The 21947-nt window shown below is 73.1% G+C and carries 23 protein-coding genes and 1 tRNA gene; 12 read left to right on the top strand and 12 right to left on the bottom strand.

Going from position 1 to position 21947, the window contains the following annotated elements; genetic code table 11:
- Positions 1–71 precede the first annotated feature (71 nt).
- Entirely contained in the window at positions 72–743 is a 672-nt protein-coding gene (locus tag DC008_RS09975) for an O-methyltransferase (RefSeq protein ID WP_108706663.1), read from the top strand.
- Positions 744–801: 58 nt separating this feature from the next.
- Here DC008_RS09975 and DC008_RS09980 read toward each other — a convergent pair whose 3' ends face one another.
- A complete protein-coding gene (locus DC008_RS09980) occupies positions 802–1194 on the bottom strand; it encodes an FHA domain-containing protein (RefSeq protein ID WP_108706664.1) in 393 nt (130 codons plus the stop codon).
- Between the two features lie 98 nt (positions 1195–1292).
- On the opposite strand from DC008_RS09980, the gene DC008_RS09985 reads away from it, so the two are divergent.
- Complete coding sequence (locus DC008_RS09985; RefSeq protein ID WP_055620731.1) at positions 1293–1742, top strand: DnaJ family domain-containing protein; 450 nt, start codon at positions 1293–1295, stop codon at positions 1740–1742.
- On the opposite strand, the gene DC008_RS09990 is transcribed toward DC008_RS09985, so the two are convergent.
- Both DC008_RS09990 and DC008_RS09995 read right to left on the bottom strand, forming a co-directional pair.
- Complete coding sequence (locus tag DC008_RS09990; RefSeq protein WP_108706665.1) at positions 1731–2357, bottom strand: hypothetical protein; 627 nt, start codon at positions 2355–2357, stop codon at positions 1731–1733. The two genes, DC008_RS09985 and DC008_RS09990, sit on opposite strands and share 12 nt — an antisense overlap.
- Position 2358: 1 nt before the next feature.
- Positions 2359–2964: a hypothetical protein gene (locus DC008_RS09995; RefSeq protein ID WP_108706666.1), complete on the bottom strand. Its 606-nt coding sequence runs from the start codon at positions 2962–2964 to the stop codon at positions 2359–2361.
- A gap of 155 nt (positions 2965–3119) precedes the next feature.
- Between DC008_RS09995 and DC008_RS10000 the strand changes: the two genes are divergently transcribed.
- On the top strand, positions 3120–3611 hold the full coding sequence (locus DC008_RS10000) for a GNAT family N-acetyltransferase (protein WP_208645836.1): 492 nt from the start codon (positions 3120–3122) through the stop codon (positions 3609–3611).
- 12 nt (positions 3612–3623) lie between these two features.
- On the opposite strand, the gene DC008_RS10005 is transcribed toward DC008_RS10000, so the two are convergent.
- Positions 3624–5693: an MDR family MFS transporter gene (locus DC008_RS10005; protein WP_108706668.1), complete on the bottom strand. Its 2070-nt coding sequence runs from the start codon at positions 5691–5693 to the stop codon at positions 3624–3626.
- Positions 5694–5984: 291 nt separating this feature from the next.
- On the opposite strand from DC008_RS10005, the gene DC008_RS10010 reads away from it, so the two are divergent.
- The gene (locus DC008_RS10010; RefSeq protein WP_108706669.1) at positions 5985–6857 is read left to right on the top strand and encodes a peptidoglycan-binding domain-containing protein; all 873 of its coding nucleotides are present in this window, start codon (positions 5985–5987) and stop codon (positions 6855–6857) included.
- Between the two features lie 458 nt (positions 6858–7315).
- On the opposite strand, the gene DC008_RS10015 is transcribed toward DC008_RS10010, so the two are convergent.
- Complete coding sequence (locus DC008_RS10015) at positions 7316–7984, bottom strand: HAD family hydrolase (protein WP_108706670.1); 669 nt, start codon at positions 7982–7984, stop codon at positions 7316–7318.
- 224 nt (positions 7985–8208) lie between these two features.
- Positions 8209–8787 carry a TMEM165/GDT1 family protein gene (locus tag DC008_RS10020; protein ID WP_108706671.1) on the bottom strand — a complete coding sequence of 193 codons (579 nt, stop codon included), beginning with the start codon at positions 8785–8787 and terminating at the stop codon, positions 8209–8211.
- A gap of 372 nt (positions 8788–9159) precedes the next feature.
- Between DC008_RS10020 and DC008_RS10025 the strand changes: the two genes are divergently transcribed.
- The 4 genes from DC008_RS10025 to DC008_RS10040 all read left to right on the top strand — a co-directional run bounded on the left by DC008_RS10025 (position 9160) and on the right by DC008_RS10040 (position 13097).
- Positions 9160–9804, top strand: a complete 645-nt coding sequence (locus DC008_RS10025) for an HNH endonuclease family protein (protein WP_108706672.1) — start codon at positions 9160–9162, stop codon at positions 9802–9804.
- Between the two features lie 101 nt (positions 9805–9905).
- Positions 9906–11549, top strand: coding sequence for an alkaline phosphatase D family protein (locus tag DC008_RS10030; protein ID WP_108706673.1), 1644 nt, complete (start codon positions 9906–9908; stop codon positions 11547–11549).
- A 176-nt stretch (positions 11550–11725) separates the two neighbouring features.
- Entirely contained in the window at positions 11726–12346 is a 621-nt protein-coding gene (locus DC008_RS10035; RefSeq protein WP_055620741.1) for a DedA family protein, read from the top strand.
- Between the two features lie 109 nt (positions 12347–12455).
- Complete coding sequence (locus DC008_RS10040) at positions 12456–13097, top strand: hypothetical protein (RefSeq protein WP_108706674.1); 642 nt, start codon at positions 12456–12458, stop codon at positions 13095–13097.
- A 24-nt stretch (positions 13098–13121) separates the two neighbouring features.
- Here DC008_RS10040 and DC008_RS10045 read toward each other — a convergent pair whose 3' ends face one another.
- On the bottom strand, positions 13122–13352 hold the full coding sequence (locus tag DC008_RS10045; protein ID WP_108706675.1) for a DUF2277 domain-containing protein: 231 nt from the start codon (positions 13350–13352) through the stop codon (positions 13122–13124).
- 40 nt (positions 13353–13392) lie between these two features.
- Positions 13393–14136, bottom strand: a complete 744-nt coding sequence (locus DC008_RS10050; RefSeq protein ID WP_164492283.1) for a class I SAM-dependent methyltransferase — start codon at positions 14134–14136, stop codon at positions 13393–13395.
- A 117-nt stretch (positions 14137–14253) separates the two neighbouring features.
- Between DC008_RS10050 and DC008_RS10055 the strand changes: the two genes are divergently transcribed.
- Entirely contained in the window at positions 14254–14595 is a 342-nt protein-coding gene (locus DC008_RS10055; RefSeq protein WP_108710630.1) for a hypothetical protein, read from the top strand.
- A gap of 46 nt (positions 14596–14641) precedes the next feature.
- Here the strand turns inward: DC008_RS10055 and DC008_RS10060 are convergent.
- Positions 14642–14713, bottom strand: a tRNA-Val gene (locus tag DC008_RS10060).
- Positions 14714–14899: 186 nt separating this feature from the next.
- Here DC008_RS10060 and DC008_RS10065 point away from each other — a divergent pair.
- The 3 genes from DC008_RS10065 to DC008_RS10075 all read left to right on the top strand — a co-directional run bounded on the left by DC008_RS10065 (position 14900) and on the right by DC008_RS10075 (position 17390).
- Complete coding sequence (locus tag DC008_RS10065; RefSeq protein WP_108706677.1) at positions 14900–15670, top strand: DUF4097 family beta strand repeat-containing protein; 771 nt, start codon at positions 14900–14902, stop codon at positions 15668–15670.
- A 73-nt stretch (positions 15671–15743) separates the two neighbouring features.
- Positions 15744–17165 (top strand): coiled-coil domain-containing protein, encoded by a 1422-nt coding sequence (locus DC008_RS10070; protein WP_108706678.1) that lies wholly within the window; start codon positions 15744–15746, stop codon positions 17163–17165.
- A gap of 9 nt (positions 17166–17174) precedes the next feature.
- Positions 17175–17390 (top strand): FmdB family zinc ribbon protein, encoded by a 216-nt coding sequence (locus tag DC008_RS10075; RefSeq protein WP_108710631.1) that lies wholly within the window; start codon positions 17175–17177, stop codon positions 17388–17390.
- Here the strand turns inward: DC008_RS10075 and DC008_RS10080 are convergent.
- The 3 genes from DC008_RS10080 to DC008_RS10090 form a co-directional block, all read right to left on the bottom strand.
- A complete protein-coding gene (locus DC008_RS10080) occupies positions 17387–18211 on the bottom strand; it encodes an HAD family hydrolase (protein ID WP_055620747.1) in 825 nt (274 codons plus the stop codon). The two genes, DC008_RS10075 and DC008_RS10080, sit on opposite strands and share 4 nt — an antisense overlap.
- Positions 18211–20661 carry a phosphoribosyltransferase gene (locus DC008_RS10085; protein ID WP_108706679.1) on the bottom strand — a complete coding sequence of 817 codons (2451 nt, stop codon included), beginning with the start codon at positions 20659–20661 and terminating at the stop codon, positions 18211–18213. The genes DC008_RS10080 and DC008_RS10085 overlap by 1 nt, the downstream gene beginning before the upstream one ends.
- Before the next feature lie 62 nt (positions 20662–20723).
- On the bottom strand, positions 20724–21893 hold the full coding sequence (locus tag DC008_RS10090; RefSeq protein WP_108706680.1) for an HpcH/HpaI aldolase/citrate lyase family protein: 1170 nt from the start codon (positions 21891–21893) through the stop codon (positions 20724–20726).
- Positions 21894–21947: the final 54 nt, after the last annotated feature.

Here is a 21947-nt window from a genome sequence, read left to right on the forward strand (position 1 = left end):
GTCCCGGGGATGCTGGAACGTCAGCCGTGATCCGGCCGGTGTGCCCGGCCGCCAGTCCGAAAGGCAGGGCGATGAGCGACTCCCAGCTCTGGGGCGATGTCGACGCGTACTTCACCGACCACCTCGCCGTCGAGGACGACGCCCTGGTGGCGGCCCGGCGCGAGAGCGACGCGGCCGGTCTGCCGCCCATCAGCGTGACCGCGCCCCAGGGGAAGCTGCTGCGGCTGCTCGCCGAGATCCAGGGCGCCCGCAGCATCCTGGAGATCGGCACGCTCGGCGGGTACTCCACGATCTGGCTGGCCCGCGCGCTGCCCGCCGACGGCCGGCTGGTCTCGCTGGAGTACGACGCCCGGCACGCCGAGGTCGCCGTCCGCAATCTGGCGCGGGCGGGCCTGGACCGGATCGCGCAGGTGCGGGTCGGGCCGGCCCTGGAGTCGCTGCCCAAGCTGGCCGACGAGAACCCGGCCCCCTTCGACCTGGTGTTCATCGACGCCGACAAGGCGAACAACGCGCACTACGTGGAGTGGGCGCTGCGGCTGACGAGCACCGGCAGTCTGATCGTCGTCGACAACGTGGTGCGGGGCGGCGCGGTCCTGGACGCGGACAGCGCCGCGCCGGACGTACGGGGCACCCGGGCCGCCGTGGAACTGATCGGCAGGCACCCCCGGTTGACCGCCACGGCGGTGCAGACGGTGGGCGCCAAGGGCTACGACGGGTTCGTGCTGGCCCGGGTGCGGGCGTAGCGGGTGCGGTGCGGCCCGGGTGCGGGCGCAGCGCGGCCGGAAACGGGGGCCGGGCGGGTCAGACCTCCAGGTGGAAGCCGACGTTGACGCTGCGCGGGGCGGTGCGGTCGTGGACGACGATCTCGCCGCTGCCGCCCCTGGGCAGCGACACGGTCTGCCCGTACCCGATGGGATGCACCTGGCCGCCGACAGTCATCCGCACCTCGGAGGACGGGTCGGCCTGCGAGCCGCGCAGCCAGGTCACATGCCAGCTGCCGTCGGCGGCGCACTGGAACTCCAGATGGACGCGGGAGACGAACAGCCAGTCGTCGGGGGTCGCCAGCCGGCACACGGACTTGTCCCGGCCGACCCGGAGCACGGCGCCCGGCTCGCTGGGCGCGTCGGCCATGAGCATGCCGGCCGTGGCGCCCTCGTCCGCCGCGGACACGGCGGCCATGGTGAGTTCGAGCACGTGCGCTCCTTCTGAAACGTCCTTGCCCGACGGCCGGTTCGACCATCGACGCCGCATGATAAATCGCCCGGCGCGATCGTGTCCGGCACAATGAACTCATGACCGAGCGAAAGCCTCCCGGTGTGCCGTTCGAGTCGTGGGTGGACCACCAGATCAGTCAGGCGCAGGGACGTGGCGACTTCGACCGCCTGCCCGGCGCCGGCCGACCGCTGCCGCGCGATCTGGAGGAGCCGTACGACGAACTGTGGTGGGTGAAGCGCAAGATGGCCCGTGAGGGCCTGTCGGTGCTCCCCCCGGCGCTGGCGTTGCGCAAGGAGGCGGAGGACGCGCTGGACGCGGCGTACGCGGCGCCCACGGAGCGGGCCGTCCGGAAGATCATCACGGACGTGAACGTCAAGATCCGCGACATGCTGCTGAAGCCGCCGCCCGGCCCTCCCCTGGGCCGCCGGCCGTACGACGTCGACGAGGTCGTACGGGAGTGGCGGGAGCGCCGGGAGGGACGCCGGGCGGCGGACGGGTCCAGCGGGACGGGTGCGTCAGACGCGTAGGAGCCGTTCGGCCAGTTCGCGGTAGTCGCGCAGCGCGAGACGCAGTTGCTCGGTGTCGGTGGCGCCGTCGGAGTTCAGCCAGGACTTGCGCAGGGTGCCGCGCCGCTGGGTCATCGCCTCGGTGAGCCGGGCGAGCAGTTCCTCGACGGCGTGGTCGGCTTCCTCCACGGCGTCGCGCGGCCGGTCGACGAAGTGCGTCAGGGCGTCATGCAGCCGCAGCTCCAGCCGGTCGCGGTCGTCGTGCGGGAGCAGCGCGGCGCCGGTGGCGGTGGCGTCCGGGGTGCCATGCGGGTCGTGAGTGCCGTGCGTGCCGTGTGTGTCGTGCCCGGTGGTGTGGTGACGGGTGTCGTGGGTGCCGGTGGTGTCGCGGGTGCCGTGCGGGTCGCGGTCGCCGTGCGTCCCGGCCGCCTTCCCGTCCGGGAATCCGGGGTCCGTGCCGGTGCCCCGGGTGCCGGGCTCCCCGTTCTCGCGCAGGCCGGCGTCCTCGTACGCGCTGCCCTCGCGTGTTCCGGTCCGCTCGTCCTCGGGGGCGGCGGGCCACCGGTCCGTTCCGGTCCCGGTGCGGGCGGTGCCGCGTGCGCCGGGCTCCGTCTCCGTGTGCGTGATGTCCTTCATCTCAGCTCCTCCCCGCGTGCGTGCGCTCGGAGGTCCGGCGGGACCGGGATCCTCCGACGAGTTCCTCGAACAGGGCCCGCGCCTCCAGCAGTGCCTCGCGCATCTCCTCCGTGCCGGATGTACCGGACGTACGGGACGTGCCGGACCCGTTGCGGGCGACGTGGTGCAGATGCCGGTAGCCCTGCACGTGGGGAGCGTGGTGCACGGCCAGGGCCTCGACCCGCTCCTCGTACCGGTCGCCGTCCGGGTAGCCGCGGGCGCCTGCCACCTCGGCGAGCAGCCGCTCGGCCTCCGCCACCGCCTCGTGGGGCGCGTCGACGAAGTGCTCCTGGGCGGCGGCCCAGCGCGCCTCGAAGCGCTCGGCGTCGGCCGGTTCCAGGGCGCGCTCCTTCAGCCCGCCGTGCCGCTCGACGAGTTGGGCGAGCTCGTGCTCGGCCGCCTTGGTGTCCCCGTCGTGGCGGGCCACGGCTCGTTCGTATTCGGGGCCGAAGCGCCGCTTCAGACCCCGGCCGCCCCGGGCACCACCACGGGTGCGCAGGGCCAGGGCGATCGCGCCGAGAACGACGACGACCGCGATCACGATCAGAATGATCACGCCAGTTGACATGGACGTCGGGTTGCCGGTAAAGGCCGTCTCAAACGGCCGGGGGCCGTACGACATTCCGGCGGGCGGGGTTCCCGTCCTCACCCACCTCAGGGCCCACCGCCCGTCCCGCACAAACCAGGTGCCGCCGCGCGGACCCCGGTGCGAGCATGGCGCCCATGTCCTGGACCGTCGCCCCCGAACCGCCCGACTCCCCCGCCGCCGTGGCTCTCTGGCGGGCGTACTACACGGAGGTCAGCGACCGTTGGTACCTCCTGCACGAGGGGCGGCGCACGGACCCGGCGGAGCTGGAACGCGAGATCGCGGTGCGCTCCGGGGACGAACTGCGGCCCCCGCAGGGCACGTTGCTGGTGGCCCGGTGGGCGGGCGAGCCGGCCGGCACGGCGGGGGTGCGCCTGCTGGACGGCGGGGCGGCCGAGCTGACGCGGGTGTACGTCCGTGACGCGCTGCGCGGCAGGGGCGGTGGGCCGGTGCTCGTGCGGGCCGCCGAGGACGCGGCGCGGGCCCTCGGGGCCGCCCGCCTGATCCTGGACACCCGGCACGACCTGGTGGAGGCACGCGCGCTGTATGCCCGGCTCGGCTACGCGGAGACCGCCCCGCACAACGACGACCCGTACGCCGAGCACTGGTTCGCCAAAGCCCTGACCTGACGGCGGGTTCCCTCAGGCCTCGGCGGGCCGTGCCCCGTCGTGCGGCTGCTCCCGGTCGGAGCCGCACAGTTCGGAGTTGAGCTCCTTGACCAGCTGGACGAGGTCGGTCGGCCGGTCGGGGCCCCACCAGTCGCCGAGCAGTTCGGCCAGCGACTCCTCCCGGACCCGGGCCAGGTCCTCGGCGACCTCGCGGCCCCGGTCGGTGAGGACCAGGTCGACGCCCTCGCGGGCGGCCAGTCCTCGCCCCTCCACCTGCCGGGCGGCGTCCAGGATGACCCGCAGCGGTACGGAGGTGCGTTCGGTGAGCACGACCGGCTCGACCCAGCCGTACCGTTTGATCCGCAGCAGCAGCCAGCTCGCGGCGGGCAGCAGGTCGTACCCCGCCCGCTCGGTGATGGTCTCGTAGATCCGCCGGCGGCCCTCGCGGGTGCCGAGCACCGACAGGGCCCGGCACACCTCGTCGTAGGAGGAGCGCTCGACGGGGTTGCTGGCCAGGGTCTCGGTGACGTCGGGGGCGGTGACCGAGCCGCGGAGCTTGTCCTCGCGCAGGAACCAGGCCAGCACGAAGCCCAGCAGGGCCACCGGGACGGCGTACAGGAACACGTCGGTGATCGCGGTCGCGTACGCGTCGAGCGCGGCCGGGCGCAGCGCTGCGGGGAGTTCGGCGATGCCGCGCGGGTCGGCCTCCAGCCCTTCGAGGGAGGCGCCGGGCGGCAGCCGTACGCCGCGGAAGGCGTCCACGAGAAGGTCGTCGAGGCGGCTCGCGAAGACGGTGCCGAAGATGGCGACGCCGAACGAGGCGCCGATCGAGCGGAAGAACGTGGCGCCGGAGGTGGCGACGCCGAGGTCCTCGTAGGGGACGGCGTTCTGCACGATGAGCACGAGGACCTGCATGACCAGGCCGAGGCCCAGCCCGAACACGAAGAAGTACACGCTCATCAGGGCGGTGGAGCTGCCCGTGTCGAGCTGGTGCAGAAGCAGCAGGCCGACGGCGGTCACGCCGGTGCCGGCGATCGGGAACACCTTCCAGCGGCCGGTGCGGCTGACGATCTGCCCGGACCCGGTGGACGACAGCAGCATGCCGGCGACCATCGGGAGCATGTGGACGCCGGACAGGGTGGGGCTGATGCCCTGCACGACCTGGAGGAACGTCGGCAGGTAGGTCATCGCGCCGAACATGGCGAAGCCGACGATGAAGCTGATGACGGCGGACAGCGTGAAGGTGCGCACCCGGAACAGCTTGAGCGGCAGCACGGGTTCGGCGGCCCGCCGCTCCACGGCGACGAAGACGAACGCGAGCACGACGGAGGCGACGGCGAGGGTCACGATCTGCGCCGAGCCCCAGCCCCACGTCGTCCCGCCGAGGGACGCCACCAGCACCAGGCCCGTGGCGACGGCGGCGATGAGCACGGTGCCGAGGTAGTCGATGACGTGCTTGGTGCTGCGGCGCGGGATGTGCAGCACGAGGGCGATGACGACGAGCGCGACGGCGCCGACCGGCAGATTGACGTAGAACACCCACCGCCAGCTCAGATGCTCGGTGAACACCCCGCCGAGCAGCGGCCCGAGGACGCTGGTCGCGCCGAACACCGCCCCGAACAGCCCCTGGTAGCGGCCGCGTTCGCGGGGCGGCACGATGTCGCCGACGATCGCCATGGACAGCACGATGAGGCCGCCGCCGCCCAGGCCCTGCAGGGCGCGGAAGCCGATGAGCTGGGTCATGTCCTGCGCCATGCCGCACAGGGCGGAACCGACGAGGAAGATGACGATGGCGATCTGGTAGAGCCGTTTGCGTCCGTACTGGTCGCCGAGCTTGCCCCACAGCGGGGTGGCGGCCGTGGACGCCAGCAGATAGGCCGTCACGACCCAGGACAGGTGCTCCAGACCGCCGAGGTCGCTGACGATGGTCGGCAGCGCGGTCGAGACGATGGTCTGGTCGAGTGCGGCGAGCAGCATGCCGAGGAGCAGCGCGCCGATGGAGACGAGGACGTTGCCGGACACGTTCTCGTGCGGCTCGACCCGCCTCTTCGGGGGTTGCGCCTCACGCACTTCCCCCGCCCTGCCGTGCGCGTCCCCGGCCATGAAGACCTCCCGACCGTCTCGTTTTCCTCTCCATCGTGATCGCTGTATCCCGTTATGGCCTGTTGAGTCCTCAGCGGAGCGCGTCTTCCGGGGGTATGCGAAGAAGCCGTGGAGAGCGTCTGCATAATCTGGGGAGTTCGCGAGGGGAGGGACCGACGCGTGACGGAGCCGAGGGGAACCGAAGGGGCCGGGGGCACGGGCAGCCCGGGCGGGCCGGACGGCCGTGCGTGCCCGCGGTGCGGAGCGGCGAGGGCGGCCGACCGCACGCCGGCGTGCGGCTGCGCCCAGGACGTGTCCGACGCGCTGCGGGAGGCGCGTACGGCGGAGGCGGCCGCGGCGGAGGACTTCGATCCGCTGCGCATACGCCCATACGTGGAGCTGGAGGGCGGCGGCCCGCCGGACGACGGGGAGACGATGGCGCTGCGCGCGGTCCCCGCGCTGCCGGCTCCACTGACGCCGGGTGGGAGTGCGCCGAGCGCCCAGGATCTGAGCCTGTTCGACCCGGCGACGGCGACCCTGCGGGTCGTGGACGACGGCCGCCGGACGGCCGGGGCGAGCGCACGGCGCCGCCGTACGGTCCTGCTGGGCGCGGGCGGCGCGGTGGTCGCCGTGATCGCGGCGGCGGGCCTGGCGAGCGGGCTGTTCGCGTACGACACCCCGGTGCGGGACGAGGCGCAGCGGAAGGACGTCCGGGCAGGCGTACCGGCCCCGTCGACGGGCACGCCCGAGGCGACGCGAGCACCGAGCGGAAGCCCCACGCCCACGCCGTCGGTGTCCGCGTCCCCGTCGGACAGCCCGACGGTGTCACCATCCGCATCGGCCTCGTCGTCGGCCGACGCCTCCCCGACGCCATCGCCCTCGGCGGAGCCGACTACGTCCCCGACGACGGCGGAGTCCAGCGCACCCGCGGACGGCAACCTCGCCGCGGACCCGGAGGAGCCGCCCGTCCTCAGCCGGGGTTCACGGGGCCCCGAGGTGGTCGAACTGGAACTGCGCCTGACCCAACTGCGCCTCTACACCCACTCGGCCCGGGGCACCTACGACCGCCATGTGGAGGACGCGGTCTCCCGCTACCAGTGGGCCCGCGGCATCTGGCCGCAGGAATGGGGGGTCTACGACCTGAAGACACGCCAGAGGCTGGAGTCGGAAACAAGCGAGCCGTGACGCGCGCGCGGCGGGCAACGGCACGGTCGGTTGCCTCGTGCCGCGCGCGGCGGGCGCCGGGGCGCCGCCCCCGAGACCCGCACGGCAGCCGGCCGGGCGGTCACCTGCCCCGAGACCCGCACGACGGGGCGATCGACCGCCCCCGAGACCCGCACGACCGGATGGGGGTCGGTCCACTGACCCCGCGACGCGCACGGCAGCCGGCCGGGCGGTCACCTGCCCCGAGACCCGCACGACGGGCGACGGGGCGGTCACCCGACCCCAGGACCCTCATCCCGCAGCCGGCCCGGCCCAGATGCAGCGAGCCGTGACCCGCGCGGCGGGCGACGGGCAGACGGGGCTGTCAGCCGCCCCGTGGCGCGCGCGACGGACCCGGGGGCGGTCACCTGACTCGGCGACCCGAGCGGCCCGGGGACGGCCGGCTGACCCGTGACCGCACAGCAGGCCCGGGGAGGCCGTCAGCCCACGACGAGCCGGATCGTCCCGTCCCCGGCACTCTCCACCCGCACCTGCCGCAGATCTTCGACCAGCACATCCGGCTCATGGAGCCCGGCACGCGGACCGATGCCGACCACCCGCATCCCCGCGGCGCGCCCCGCCCGGATGCCCGCGCCGGAGTCCTCGAAGACGATGCAGTCGGCCGGGTCGACACCGAGTTCCGCGGCGCCCTTGAGGAAGCCCTCGGGGTCGGGCTTGCTGGCGCCGACGGACTCCGCGGTCACCCGGACGTCCGGCAGCGGGAGCCCGGCGGCGGCCATCCGCGCCGTGGACAGCGCGACGTCGGCGGAGGTCACCAGGGCGTGCGGCAGCCCGCGCAGGGAGGCCAGGAACTCGGGCGCGCCAGGCACCGGTACGACGCCGTCCATGTCGGCGGTCTCCTCGGCGAGCATGCGCGCGTTGTCCGCGCGGTTCTGCTCGACGGGACGGTTGGGCAGCAGCAGGGCCATCGAGGCGTGTCCCTGCCGTCCGTGCACGACCTTCATGACCTCGTCGCCGTCCAGCCCGTGCCGGTCGGCCCAGCGGCGCCAGATGCGCTCCACCACCGCGTCCGAGTTGACGAGGGTGCCGTCCATGTCGAGCAGGAGGGCGCGGGCGGTGAGCACGGCGGGGGTGGCGGCGGCCGGCATCGGCTACTCCAAGCGGGGTGGGACACGGGGGCGCCGTAACGGCTCCCGGGAGGGACAAGGTGGATCCGCCCGCCGGTCAGGGAGAACGGGCGGAGCCACTTTGTTTTTCTACGGTACAAAACCGGGACCCGATCGCGCCACCGCATCCGGGAACGTTCACCGGATGTTCAGCTCGCGCCAGTCGCGCCACCCGCGCCGCTCACGCCACCCGGGCCACCGGATCCTCAGGCGATCGCCTCGTACAGGCTCCACACGCCCAGCGCCAGCATCACGAGCGCCGCGATCTTCGTGATCAGCGCCAGCGGCACCCGGCGCATCAGCGCCTTCCCGCCGACGATCCCGATGGCGGCCACGCTCCACAGGGCGAGCACCGCGCCGATGCCGACGGAGAGCGGGTCGTCGTAGCGGGCGGCGAGGTTGGCGGTCATGATCTGCGTCAGGTCCCCGAACTCGGCGACCAGGATGAGCATGAACCCGGCGCCGGAGACCTTCCAGAAGGACTGGTCCTCCGGCTTGCGGACGTCCTCCTCGCTCTCGTCCTTCTTCATCAGCAGCACGGCGGCGCCACCGAGGAAGAGGACGCCGGTCAGGGCGTGCACGATCTGCTGCGGCAGCAGGGTCAGCACACTGCCGGCGGCCACGGCGAGCACGACGTGGACGGTGAAGGCGGCGGCGACCCCGGCGAAGACGTACGAGGCGCGGTAGCGGGTGCCGAGCACGAGTCCGGCGAGCGCGGTCTTGTCGGGCAGTTCGGCGAGGAAGACGACGCCGAAGACGACGGCCGTCACGGTCAGGCTGATCAAGGGTCCTCAATCGGTCGGGGCCGCCCCACCGAGAGTGCGCTCTGCGCTGCGACACCTCGGCACGGCAGCGCTCGGGCGTCCGCACCACGGGTACGGACGTGCACTGCTGGCCGAAGGTCTCGCTGGCCGACCCCGTGACCGAGGTCCGCCTCCGGGCGCCGGCTCAGACGAGCTGAGCAGTATGTCGACGGTCCGGCGAAGAGCTACTCCCCTTCTGCTGCCCCCAGCATACGCGAAACGTTTCGCCGTAAACCTTGTTATGTCATGTACGCGCCACTAACTTCTTACCGCGCGCACACCTCCCCGCAACACGGCGTCGCGAGCATGCCCGTGCCCGGACGCCAACATCCCCACCCCACAAGGGAGTTCACCATGTCCAAGTTCTACGCGCGTCGACGCGTCAGCATACTCGCGGCGCTGACCGGCGTCATCGCCTCCGTCGGACTCTTCAACGGGCCGACGGCCTCCGCCGCGCTCCCCACCCCGGTCAGCGCCGCCACCGCGCGCAGCTACCTGGCCCAGCTCACCGTCGCCACCGAGAACCGCACCGGCTACGACCGCGACCTCTTCCCGCACTGGATCACCCAGTCCGGCACCTGCAACACCCGCGAGACCGTCCTCAAGCGCGACGGCTCGGGCGTCGTCACCGACTCCTCCTGCGCCGCCACGAGCGGCAGCTGGTACTCCCCCTACGACGGCGCCACCTGGACCGCCGCCTCCGACCTCGACATCGACCACCTCGTCCCGCTCGCCGAGGCCTGGGACTCCGGCGCCGGCTCCTGGACCACCTCCCGGCGCCAGTCGTTCGCCAACGACCTGACCCGCCCCCAGCTCATCGCCGTCACCGACAACGTCAACCAGTCCAAGGGCGACCAGGACCCCGCCACCTGGATGCCGTCGCGCACGGCCTACCGCTGCACCTACGTCCGCGCCTGGGTCCAGGTGAAGTACTACTACGACCTCTCCGTCGACTCGGCGGAGAAGTCCGCCCTCACCTCGTACCTCGCCAACTGCTGACCGCTGTCACCCGGACGGCCCCTCCGGCGAAACCGTGATCCCCGGGGCCTGTCCGTCCCCCTCCGTCGTTCCGTACCGTACGGGGCGACGGAGGAGGTCACGTGGCGGAACTGCGCCTGGGTCCACTGCTGAGGTACGCCGACGGCTCGGCGGCGACCGTATGGGTCGAGACGAGCCGCCCCTGCACCGCCGAGGTACGGGTCGGCGGCGCCCCGGGCGGCACCGCGCGCACCTTCCAGATCGCCGGCCACCACTACGCGCTCGTCCCGGTGACCGGACTCACCCCCGGCGCCGACCACCCCTACGAGGTGCTCCTCGACGACACACCCGTCTGGCCGCCGCCCGACTCGCCGTTCCCGCCCTCCGTCATCCGCACCCCCGCGCCCGGCGACCCCGTCCGCCTCGCCTTCGGCTCCTGCCGCTGGGCCTCCGCCCCCGCCGGTGAACCGGACCCCGTCGGCCCCGACGCCCTCGACACCCTCGCCGCCCGGATCGTCACCGCGCCCGACGGCGAACGCCCCGACGTGCTCGTCCTGCTCGGCGACCAGGTGTACGCCGACGAGACCTCCAAGGCGACCCGCCGCTGGCTCGCCGCCCGCCGCGACCTGAACGACCCGCCCGGCGCCGAGGTCGCGGACTACGAGGAGTACACCCACCTCTACTACGAGTCCTGGCTCGACCCCGAGGTGCGCTGGCTGCTGTCCACCGTGCCCAGCTGCATGATCTTCGACGACCATGACGTGATCGACGACTGGAACACCTCCGCCTCCTGGCTCGCCGACATGCGGGCCACCCCCTGGTGGCGCGAACGCATCCTGAGCGGCCTCATGTCGTACTGGGTGTATCAGCACCTCGGGAACCTCTCCCCCGGCGAACTCGCCGCCGACCCGCTCTACGGCGCCGTCCGCGCCGTCGCCGACGGCACCGACCCGCTGCGGGACCTCGCCTGCAAGGCGGACGCCGAACCCGCCACCGTGCGCTGGAGCTACCGGCGCGACTTCGGACGCGTCCGCCTGCTCATGGTCGACACCCGGGCCGCCCGCGTCCTCGACGAACAGAACCGCTCCATGCTCGACCCGGGCGAGGAGCGCTGGCTGCGCGAACAGGCGCTCGACACGCCCGAGTCCTGCGACCACCTCCTCATCGGCACCTCACTGCCCTGGCTGCTCCCCCACCTAGTGCACGACGCCGAGGCCTGGGACGCCGCGCTGTGCAAGGGCGCCCGCGGGGAGCGCTGGGCCCGCTTCGGGGAGAAGCTGCGGCGCGGCGCCGACCTCGAGCACTGGGCGGCCTTCCCTGAGTCGTTCGACGCCCTGACCGACCTCGTCGCCGAGGCCGGGTCCGGGCCGGACGCCCCCGCGACCGTGTGCGTCCTGTCCGGGGACGTCCACCACGCCTACGTCGCCGAACCCACCTGGCCCGACGGCGAGAGGAGCCCCCGCGCCCGGGTCCTCCAGCTGACCTGCTCCCCCGTGCACAACGCGGTCCCCGCGGCCATCCGGTTCGGCTTCCGCTTCGGCTGGAGCGGACTCGCCCGCGGCCTCGGCGGCTGGATCGCCGGACACGGCCGCTCCCGGCGCCCCAAGATCGACTGGCGCCGCACCGGCGGACCCTGGTTCGGCAACCAGCTGATGACCCTCACCCTCGACGGACGCTCGGCACGACTGCGGCTGGAACAGGCCCGCGCACGACGCGGCGCACCGGCACAGCTGCGGACCGTCATGGAGACCGACCTGACGGACTGACCCGGCGGCCCGCTCCGGGGCCCGGAAGAAGAAAACTCCACAACGAACACACGAGCCCCCGATGAACCGGATGTCACACCGGCGGCGTACGCTGTATGGCTGACACAGGCCGCTCCTGCCGCTCCCCCGCGACATCGCGGCACGGTTGGCCACGGGGGTGGAAACGGGGAGTTGCGGTGCTCGAAAGTCTCGCGGACGTGGGATCGCTGACGGCGGCCCCATGGATCTACGCGGCCGTCGGGCTGTCGGTCCTGCTGGACGTGTTCCTGCCGGTCCTGCCCAGCGGCGTCCTCGTCATCACCGCGGCCACGGCGGCGGCCGCCGGCTCCGGCGCCGCGACCGGACAGGTCCCCGACGACGTCCCCGACATCCTCGCCCTCACCCTGTGCGCCGCCACCGCGTCCGTCCTCGGCGACCTCGTCGCCTACCGGCTCGCCTGGCGCGGCGGCCCCCGCCTCGACCGCGCCCTCGCCCGGTCCCGGCGGCTCGCCTCCGCGCAGGAACGTCTCGGCGCCGCCCTGTCCCGGGGCGGCGGCGCCCTCGTCGTCCTGGCCCGCTTCGCCCCCGCCGGCCGCTCCCTGGTCTCCTTCGGCGCCGGTGCCACCCGCCGCAGCCCCCGCGACTTCCTGCCCTGGTCCGCCGTCGCCGGCCTCGCCTGGGCCGTCTACAGCGTGGCCCTCGGCTACCTCGGCGCCCAGTGGCTGGGTGCCACCTGGGTCGCCACGCTCGTCTCGGTGGCGGCACTCTTCGGCGCCGGAGCCGTGGCCACGTTCCTGATGCGCCGCAACCCGGCGTGAGCGCGCTCATGTGACCCTGAGTGGCCGGTGGACCCCTCCGCGTGCACGATGGGTCACGAGGAAGGGCCGCCCGGCCCGCCCGACGTGTCCGCGTCCGGAAGGGACCCCCATGAGCGGTAAGAGCGCTCGCGCGCCGAAGGCGACGACACCACCCCGACGGGCCCGCGCACGCACCGCCCTGACCGCACTCCTCCTCGCCGTCCTGGGTGCGACGGCCCTCACCGGATGCGGCGGGGACGACGACGGCGACGGCTCCGCGTCCGCCCGCCCCACCCCCACACCCCCCGACACGGCCTCCTTCTCCGGCTCGCCCGCGCCCGGCCTGTCCTCCCTGGAGGCCTCCGCCCGCGAACGCGCCTCGGCCGCCGCCTCCTCCGCCTCCGCCCGCGCCTCCGCGTTCGAGGCCTCCGTGTCGGCGGAGATCCAACGGGCCAACGACGCCGCCCAGGAACAGCTCAAGGACGTCGACGGACGCGGCAACGCCACCGCCGACGTCTCCCTCACCGGCAAACCCCGCGCCGACACCGGCGACCTGCTGGCCGTCGTCGTGGCCATCACCAACCGCACGGACGAGACCGCGTCCTACGCCGTGCAGGTCGACTTCCGCGACCCGGACGGCAAGGTCGTCGAGACCCGGTTCGTCGGCGCCGAGGACCTCGAGCCCGGCGAACGCGCCGAGCCCGTCGCCATCAGCCGCAAGCCCCCCGAGCCCCGCCTGACCGCCGAGATCGCCAAGGCCCAGCGCTACTGACGGCGAGCTGAGCCCGCGCTCGACTCACCCCGCCTGCCGGGCCGCCTGCCCCCGGACCTCCAGGCCGTCGAGCAACTCGGCCGTGGCCTGCGCGATCACATCGACGGCACGATCGAAGACCTCGCGGTTGTGCGCGGCGGGGGCCCGGAAACCCGACACCTTGCGCACGTACTGGAGCGCGGCGGCACGGATCTCGTCCTCCGTCGCCTCCTCGGGCAACACGGGCGGACGAAGCGTCTTGATACTGCGGCACATGCGCCCAGTCTCCCCCCGCCGACCCCGCCGCGTGAACCTTTCACGGACGCCGCGCGACGAAGACGAACTCCCGCCCCGGCCGATCAGGCGCATCCCGCACCTCGTCCACCACGAACCCTTCGGCAACGAGATCCGCCGCCACCTCCTCAAGCTCCCGAAACCGCAACGTCGACTCCGAGGTCAGCACAGACCCGTCCCCGGCGAACACGAAGTTCGCCCGGAAGGACACCGACGGCAGCCGCACATCCGTCAACTCGAACCACGTCTCGACGGCCCCGACCCCCGGAACCTCCGTCACCCGCCGGGACCGCTCACGGGTCCACTCCTCCCAGGCCCGCCGGCCCGGATCCCGCGTCTCCAGCACCAGACGCCCACCGGGCCGCAAAGCCTCACGGGCCCCGCGCAACGTGCCCCGCCAGTCACCGGGATCGACGATGGCCTGCGCAACGTTCGCCGTCATGGTCACGAGATCGACCGTCAAAGGCGGCAGCACCGTGGCAGCCCCGTGGATCCAGCGCACCCGCCCGGCACCCGGCTTGCCCCGGGCGACATCGAGCGACGCCCCGGCGGGATCGACGGCGACGACCTCGATGCCCCGGTCGGCCAGCAGCAGCGCGAACACCCCCGTCCCACAGCCGATGTCCAGCACACTCCGCGCCCCGAACTCCTCGGCGATCCCCACGTAGACGTCGAGATCACTGCGGTCGGAGTCCAGGGGGTCGTAGAGCGCGGCGAGCCGCGGATCAGCGAAACAGTCGTCAGCCATGAGCGCGACCGTAGGCAACGCGGCCTCCGCGCAACCACCGCATTTCCGCGTCGACGCCCGCCCCTCACACACCCGTTCGCATGAACCTCCCGAAGCGACTCGCCACCCAAAATCGAACAGGCGTAGCATTGAGGCGTGGCTACGCCCTATGACTTTCCGAGTGACCTCCTCGCCGGCCAGGAGGAGCTGCATCAGGTCCGGGCCGAGCTGTCGGCCCTGCTGAGACGGCTGCCCTGGTCGGTCGTGCCCCTGGACGGCTTCAGCGACGACAACGGCTGGCGCAAGATCGAGCGCCCGGCGTCCCCCGGCTGGACGGAGGACGAACAGGCGGAAGTGGAGAAGCTCCGCCGCCGCGAACACGAACTCGCGGTGTTCGTCAGCGGCCACCGCTTCTGGTCGCAGCTCGACGGGGCGGCCCGGGTCGACGCCCGGATGAAGCTCAAGCACACGAAGGACGACCCGGAGGAGACGCCCTGACACACGAAAGGACCCCGGCCATGACGACCGGGGTCCTTTCCCCGTGTGGGCGCGGACGGTTTCGAACCGCCGACATCCTGCTTGTAAGGCAGGCGCTCTACCACTGAGCTACGCACCCGGGACGAGTCGACAGCCTACATTGTCCCCGGCTCCGGGCCACATACCGATATCCCCGCCCGGGGGCTAACCCCACCCCCGGTCCGGTAGAAGGCCGGATTCTCCGGGTGGCGCGCGGTCCGTACGGTCGGAGCATCGTCGGAGGCCGGGCCGGAAGAGGCCGGGTGCTGCTCGGGGGGAGATCGTCGTGGCCCGTTCCGTTCCTGTTCGGATCGCTGTCGCCGGGGTGCTCGTGGCCGTGGTCGCGGGGGTGAGTGGGTGTGGGGCGTCCGCCGGGGACGACGAGGAGCCGGAGCGGCGGTCGTTCGCGTTGGAGGGGCGGACGCTGACCGTGGACTCGGACGACTCGGCGCTCGAGATCATCGCGGCCGAGGAGCATGAGGCCGGGGCGGTCGAGGTGACGCGGTGGTTCGAGGGGTCGGTGGTCTTCGGGGCGGATCCGAAGGTGACCTGGTCGATGAAGGACGACCGGCTGGTGCTGCGGGAGAAGTGCTCCGGGGTGGTCGCCGACTGCTCGTCCAGGCATCGGATCGAGGTGCCGCGCGGGGTCACCGTGCGGGTGCTGGACGGGGACGGGAGTGTGCGGGCGCGGGGGTTCGAGGACCCGTTGCACATCAAGACCGGGGACGGTTCGGTGCAGGTCAGCGACTCCAGTGGGGCGCTGGATCTGGAGACCGGGGACGGTTCCGTGCGGGTGTTCGACGTCGCGTCGCGCAAGGTGCGGGCGAAGTCCGGGGACGGGTCGGTGCGGCTGTCCCTGGGGAGCGTGCCGGATCTGGTGGAGACGCGGAGCGGGGACGGTTCGGTGACCGTCGAGGTGCCTCGGGCCGGTTACCGGGTGGAGGCGGAGGCCGGGGACGGTTCGGTGGATGTGTCGGTGCCGCGGGACGCCTCCAGCTCCCGTCGGATCAGCGCGCACAGCGGCGACGGGAACATCACGGTGCGAACGGCGAACTGACCGGCCCGTGTGTTCGTCCTTCACCGGTGGGAGAATGACACCGGCAGGGTGAATGACAGCACGGGAGAGGGATGTGACGGCGACACCTCCGCAGCCGAACTCGCCGTCCGTGCCGCCCGTGATGCGGCGGCCCCGTCCTGTGCGCCGGGTGCGGCCCGGTGCGCGTCTCGCCCTGGACCGTCTGGTGCTGGCCGTCGCCCTTCCCGTCGTCGCCGTTCTCGCGCTGCCGGCCGCGTTCGCGGGTGGCGGGACGCGGCGATGGTTCGGTGGGCGGGCGGAGAATCAGCGGGCGGAGGCGCAGGCGGCGAAGGACGCCGCGGCTGCCGCCTTCTATGAGCTGGACACCGCGCAGCGGGATCTGCGGATCTCGATAGAGACGATCGCGGCCGTGGACGACTCGCCGGCGGCTCGCCGGGCGGTCGAGGGGTTCGAGGCGCTGGGCCGGCGGATCGACGAGGCCAGCCACCGCTATATCCAGGCGGTCGACGCGCACGATCTGGACCGTGACGATCTGGAGGCCTCGGCGGCGGGCCGGGCGCGTGCCGAGCTGAGCCGGGCGAAGGACGACCTGGACGGCGTACGGCGTGAGCTGGACCGGTTCGCGGACGGGCTGGGGCCGTTGCTGGGGAAGGCGGAGACGCAGCTGGCGCGGTTGGCGCCGGCGGTGGAGCGGGCCCGGCAGGGGCTGCTCGCGGCGTCGAACGCGCTGGACTCGGTGCGGGGGTCGGGGCTGCGGGCGGACGATCTGGCGGCGCGGCTGGCGGCTCTGGGGCCGGAGCTGACGCTGCTGAACGAGGGGGCGGGGCGGCACGGTGTGCCGCAGACGCTGGAGCGGGCGGAGCGGGTCGCGCGGGAGGCCGGGGCGATCCGGGCGGAGGCGGAGCGGCTGCCGGAGCGCGCGGCGGAGATCGATCACCGGCTGGTGTCGCTGCGGACGCGGGCGCAGGCGCTGACGACGCGGGCGGAACAGGTGGAGCCGGTGCTGAGCGAGTTGCGGCGGCGGTTCACGGTGGCGTGCTGGCAGGACCTGCAGGGGGTGCCGGAGACGGCCGCGGAGAACGTACGGCAGGCCGAGGTGAAGCTGGCGGAGGCGCGGGCGGCGCGGGACGCGCAGCGCTGGCCGGACGCGACGGCGTTGCTGTCGACGGTGCGGGCGCTGCTGAACGCGACGGACGAGTCGGTGTCGGCGGCGGGTGACCGGCTGCGCCGGCTGAACGAGGTGCAGAAGGATCCGGAGCGGGAGATCGAGCGGACGCGGTTCGCGATCCGGGACGCGCAGCGGCTGGCGATGGCGGGGCGGAACACGCCGGATCCGCGGCACGCGCGGCCGTTGGACGAGTCGGTGGCGCGGCTGGAGCGGGCGATCGGCACGCTGGAGGGCCGGCATCCGGACTACTGGCACTTCCTGACCGAGACCGAGGCGGTGCGGCAGTCGGTGGCGCGGGTGGTGGCGCGGATCCGTGAGGAGCGGGGCGGCGGTCACGGGCCGGGCTAATCTGTGGTCATGCCTCGCTACGAGTACCGCTGCCGCAGTTGCGGCGACACGTTCGAACTGAGCCGGCCGATGGCGGAGTCGTCCGCTCCGGCGAATTGCCCGGCCGGGCACGACGACACGGTGAAGCTGTTGTCGACGGTGGCCGTGGGTGGGACCGCGAGCGCCCCCGCGGCGCCCAGGGCGTCCGGCGGGGGCGGCTGCTGCGGCGGGGGCTGCTGCGGCTAGCCCGTTGCGCCGGCTGTCGTGCCGGCCGCCTTCAGGAACTCCCTCAGGATGCGTTCGCCCGCGAGGACGCCTCGTTCGGGCAGGGCGGTGACGGCGGGGGCGGTGAAGGCGGTGTCGGCGAGTTCGCCGTGGCCGGGGCGCCAGCCGCGGTCGGCGGCGAGCAGCAGGTCGGCGTCGAGCAGGGAGTCCCCGGCGGCGAGGGTGAGTTCGGCGCCCGTGCGGCGGGCGAGTTCACGCAGGGCCGCGCTCTTGGTGAGCGGTTTGGGGACGGCGTAGATCTTGCGGCCCTGGAGGGAGACGGTCCAGCCGCGGTTCTCGGCCCAGACGGCGAGTTCCTTCACCCATTCCTCGGGGAGCAGTTCGCGTTCGACGACGAGGTAGGCGAAGAGGTCCTCGGCGACGCGGTGCTTGCGGACCCAGGCCGGTGAGGCGGTGGCCATCAGGTGGTCCTGGATCTCGGCGAGGGGTGCGCAGCTCTCGGCGAGGCGGGCGGTGACCTGGGCGTGCCAGTCGGGGTCGGAGACGCCGTCGACGAGGAGGTGCCCGCCGTTGGCGCAGATGGCGTAGGTGGGGGGCGGGCCGGGCAGGTTGATGCGCTGGTACTGCTTGCGGGTGCGCGTGGTGGTGGGGACGAAGAGCGCGCGGTCGCCGAGGTCGGTGAGCAGCTGAGCGGCCGTCTCGGTCATGTAGGACAGCGGTCTGCTCTCGTGGACCTCGACGCAGAGCAGGCGTGGGGCCCGGGCGTCGGGCATGGTGAGCGCGAGGGCGGCGGCGGAGTAGATCAGGGTGCGGTCGAGGTCGCTGGCGACGATCACGGGCATCAGAGGTTCACCGTCCGGCCGTCGGCGCCGGTGGCGCCACGGGTGTACTTGGGGTGGATGAGTCCGACGCAGGTGTAGGGCAGTCCGGGGACCTCTTCGACGGGGACGCCGCGCTGTTCGGCGAGCAGGCGTACGTGGTCGAGGTCGGCGCCGGCTCCGGCGCGGGCGAGGATCTTCCAGGGGACGCGGCGCAGCAGGACGCGGGTGGTCTCGCCGACGCCGGGCTTGACGAGGTTGACGTCGTGGATGCCGTACTCCTCGCTGATGCGTTCGACGGCGGCCCAGCCTTCCCAGGTGGGGGTGCGGTCGGTGGAGAGGAGTTCCTTGGCGGTGGCGTCGACGGTGTCGGTGACGTCGGGGAAGCGGGCGGAGACGGCGTCGAGGAAGGCGACGGAGACGTCGGAGCCGGCGAGTTCGCGGTAGAACTTGGCGCCGTGGAAGTCGTGCGGGCCGACGAGGTCGGCGCGCAGCACCGTGCGGGAGATGAGCCCGGAGACGGTGGAGTTGAGGCAGGCGGACGGGATGAGGTAGTCGTCGCGGGTGCCGTAGGTCCGGACGCAGGAACCGGGGTCGGCGAGCACGGCGATCTCGGGGTCGAAGCCGGTGATGCCGTCGGACGCCTCGAACTCGCCTATCGCGGCGGCGAGTTCGCGGGTGATGGCGCCCTTGCCGGTCCAGCCGTCGACGAAGACGACGTCGCGGGGGTCGTGGTGGCGGGCGAGCCAGCGCAGGGCGTTGGCGTCGATGCCGCGGCCGCGGACGATGGAGACGGCGTAGTGGGGCAGTTCGAGGCCGTGCCGGAAGTGGGCCCAGCGGCGCATGAGGACGCCGACGGGGGTGCCGGCGCGGGCGAGGGAGACGAGCACCGGGCGGGGTGAGCGTTCGGCGAGGACGATCTCGGTGACGGCGCCGACGGCCTGGGCGAGGCGGGTGGCGGACTCGTCGAGGGCGCTGTGGAAGAGCGCCTGGTACTGCTCGCTGGGCTGGTACTCGACGGGCAGGGATTCGGCGTAGTGGGCGCCGCCGCTCTGGATGGCCTCTTCGCGTTCCTCGGTGGGCGCCTCCAGGGTGACGTCCGAGAGGTCCTGCAGCAGCCAGCCGACCTCTTCGGGGGCGTACGAGGAGAAGGCGGGGCCGCGCAGGGGCTCGGGCAGCATCGGGGGCCTTTCGGGCAGGGCGAGGGGGCCGGGGACGTACGAGGGGACGACGGCGAGCAGGACGTGCGGGGTCTGCGCGGCGAGCTGGGCGAGGAGTCCGTCGGGGGCGTGCAGGGCGGGCGTGTCGGCGGCGGAGTCGACGACGGTGACGACGGCGTCGAAGCCGGCGCCGGCGACGTTGTAGGCGTAGCGCTCGCCGGGGCCGTCGGCGGGGTCGTCGTGGGCGGGGAAGACGAGGCGGGTGCGTATCGCGTAGCCGGGGTCGTCGACGGCGAGGACGGGTGAGCGGGTGGTGGTGGAGTAGCGGACCTCGAGGCCGGTGGTCTGTTCCAGCTCGTGGGCGAGCCGGAGCGGGGCGTACATGAGTTCCTCGAAGCCGAGGACGAGGACGCGGCGCGCGCCGGCGGGGAGGGCCTGGGCCAGGCGGGAGGCCATGGCGGGCAGGGCGCTGTCCAGCCGGGTGCGGTGGGCGGGGGTGAAGCCGTGCCGGCCGCCGTCGGGGAGCCCGGCGGGCCAGTGCAGGTCGACGCGGGTGGGCCGGGGGGCGCCGGTGGCGGGGGCGGCCGGGGGCGCGGTCTCGTGGCGTGCGACGAGTTCCCGGCCCTTCTCCAGTACGCCGTCGGGCAGCCGTACGGTGCCGGAGGCGGCGGTGACGAGGTCGACGCGGGCGCCGATCTCGCGGGCGAAGTCGTCCAGGCGTCCGGCGTCGGCCGGGGACCGCATGTCGACGAGGGCGACTACGACGTACCGGCCGCGCGGGTAGCGCTCGTGGAGTTCGCGGATGGTGTTGAGCACCGTGTTGCCGGTGGAGAACTCGTCGTCGACGAGGACGAGCGGGCCGTCACCGACGAGGAGGGTGGGGTCCTCGGGGAGCAGCAGGTGGGAGGTGGCGTGGGAGTGGGACTCCTCGAAGCCGCCGGCGCGGGCGACGCCGGGGACGGGGCGCCGGGTGGAGTGCAGGTAGGGCGCGGAGCCGAGGCCGTCGGCGACGCAGTGGCCGAGGCCGGTGGCGGTCTCGGCGTAGCCCAGGACGACCGCGGCGGCGGCGTCCTCGGCGCCCAGCAGGTCGCGGACGCGGCGGCCGAGGTCGTAACCGGCGCCGTGGACCACGGACGGGGACTGGGGGACGTGTTTGCCGAGCACGTTGGAGACGAGCAGGTGGGCTCGTTTCGGGTTGCGGCGCAGGGCCAGGCCCAGCAGGTCGGTGAGCGTGTCGTCGCCCACGAGCTGGACTCCGAGCCGTTCGGCGACCCAGCTGCCGGACCAGTCCCCGTCGTTCACTGCGTTGTTCATGCGTCCCTTGGTTCGAGGGGCCGGGCGTCGGCGTGGGCCCGGCCGGGTGGTTGCCGGTCCGGTCAGGCCGGGATGCCGGCGGCGAGCAGCTCCACGAAGCCGATGTCCTCGTTGGCCACGCCGAACGCCTCGGCACGCAGCAGCGTGCGTTCGGCCCAGGCGCGGTGGGGTTTCACCTCGTTCATCTTGTTCGTGTACTGCGACCTCAGTACACCCCCGCCGCAGCGTTCCGGCTTGAGGATGTCCTGGGCGTCGCTGAACTCCTCGTGGCTGACGACGGACAGCGCGTGCACGGGCAGGACGTGGGAGGGGTGGATGCAGGTCTTCCCGAGCAGTCCGTTGGCGTGGTCGAGGGTGATCTCGCGCAGCAGGCCGTCCATGGCGTGCTCGATGAGGGCCTCGCGCAGGGCCTCGGCCCGGCCCTCCAGGAAGGGGCTGCGGCGCAGCTGCGGCTTGAACATGCGCTCCTGGACCCGGAAGTACTCCCAGACGGGTCCGGTGACGGTGAAGCCGGTGCCGTCGGCGCGGCCGAGCATGTTGACCACGTCGGAGATGACGGAGGCGACGATCTGCACGTCGTAGGCGGTCATGTCGGGGGCGCGGCGCAGGCCGTACGAGGAGCAGAAGTCGGTGACGCCGAGGCGCAGCGCCAGGACCCGGTCGCGGTACTTGTCGACGGCCCGGAAGATGCCCTCCAGGGTCTCCACGCGGGATTCGCGGTAGAGCAGCTCGGGCGACTCCAGGACGGGCATGGCGAACAGCCGGCGTCCGCTGTCGGTCTCGGCGCTCGCGAGGGCCTCCAGGAACGGTATGCCGCGTTCCTCGGTGAACTTCGGCAGGACGAATCCGGACAGCAGCCGTACGGCGGGGCCGAGGCGGCGCACGAGGTCGGGGATCTGCTCGGGGGTGCGGACCCGGATGAAGAGCAGCGGCGGGTCGTCGGCGTCGGGCTGCCGGGCGAGCTCGGTGAGCTGGGTGACGAGGTTGGCCTCGCCGGCCTGCACGTCCTCGTCGCCGATGGAGTCCTCCAGGCACAGCACCATCGAGACCACACCGCGGCCGCTCTGTTTGACGATGTCGTCGGTCAGCCGCGGCCGGGTGGCGGGGCTGTAGAGCGTGGCGCCCAGGGCCGCGGAGAGCAGCCGGGGCGCGGAGTCGGCGGTGAAGGAGGCCGGCTCCCGGTGGAAGAGACGCTGACGCACCTCTGGGGCGATATGCCCGAAATGACGCATGGAACTCCCCCGTGGTGACTCAGTGGCCCCTGTGACCTGTTCACAGGTGGCCGG

Source organism: Streptomyces nigra (genome assembly GCF_003074055.1).
GTDB lineage: Bacteria > Actinomycetota > Actinomycetes > Streptomycetales > Streptomycetaceae > Streptomyces > Streptomyces nigra.

Coding starts and splice junctions, on each gene's coding strand:
- DC008_RS10000 (WP_208645836.1), top strand. CDS start 3,120: ATGTCCTGGACCGTCGCCCCCGAACCGCCCGACTCCCCCGCCGCCGTG.
- DC008_RS10085 (WP_108706679.1), bottom strand. CDS start 20,661: ATGAACAACGCAGTGAACGACGGGGACTGGTCCGGCAGCTGGGTCGCC.
- DC008_RS10005 (WP_108706668.1), bottom strand. CDS start 5,693: ATGGCCGGGGACGCGCACGGCAGGGCGGGGGAAGTGCGTGAGGCGCAA.
- DC008_RS09995 (WP_108706666.1), bottom strand. CDS start 2,964: ATGTCAACTGGCGTGATCATTCTGATCGTGATCGCGGTCGTCGTCGTT.
- DC008_RS10080 (WP_055620747.1), bottom strand. CDS start 18,211: ATGCCCGTGATCGTCGCCAGCGACCTCGACCGCACCCTGATCTACTCC.
- DC008_RS09990 (WP_108706665.1), bottom strand. CDS start 2,357: ATGAAGGACATCACGCACACGGAGACGGAGCCCGGCGCACGCGGCACC.
- DC008_RS10025 (WP_108706672.1), top strand. CDS start 9,160: ATGTCCAAGTTCTACGCGCGTCGACGCGTCAGCATACTCGCGGCGCTG.
- DC008_RS10090 (WP_108706680.1), bottom strand. CDS start 21,893: ATGCGTCATTTCGGGCATATCGCCCCAGAGGTGCGTCAGCGTCTCTTC.
- DC008_RS10045 (WP_108706675.1), bottom strand. CDS start 13,352: ATGTGCCGCAGTATCAAGACGCTTCGTCCGCCCGTGTTGCCCGAGGAG.
- DC008_RS10015 (WP_108706670.1), bottom strand. CDS start 7,984: ATGCCGGCCGCCGCCACCCCCGCCGTGCTCACCGCCCGCGCCCTCCTG.
- DC008_RS09975 (WP_108706663.1), top strand. CDS start 72: ATGAGCGACTCCCAGCTCTGGGGCGATGTCGACGCGTACTTCACCGAC.
- DC008_RS09985 (WP_055620731.1), top strand. CDS start 1,293: ATGACCGAGCGAAAGCCTCCCGGTGTGCCGTTCGAGTCGTGGGTGGAC.
- DC008_RS10075 (WP_108710631.1), top strand. CDS start 17,175: ATGCCTCGCTACGAGTACCGCTGCCGCAGTTGCGGCGACACGTTCGAA.
- DC008_RS10040 (WP_108706674.1), top strand. CDS start 12,456: ATGAGCGGTAAGAGCGCTCGCGCGCCGAAGGCGACGACACCACCCCGA.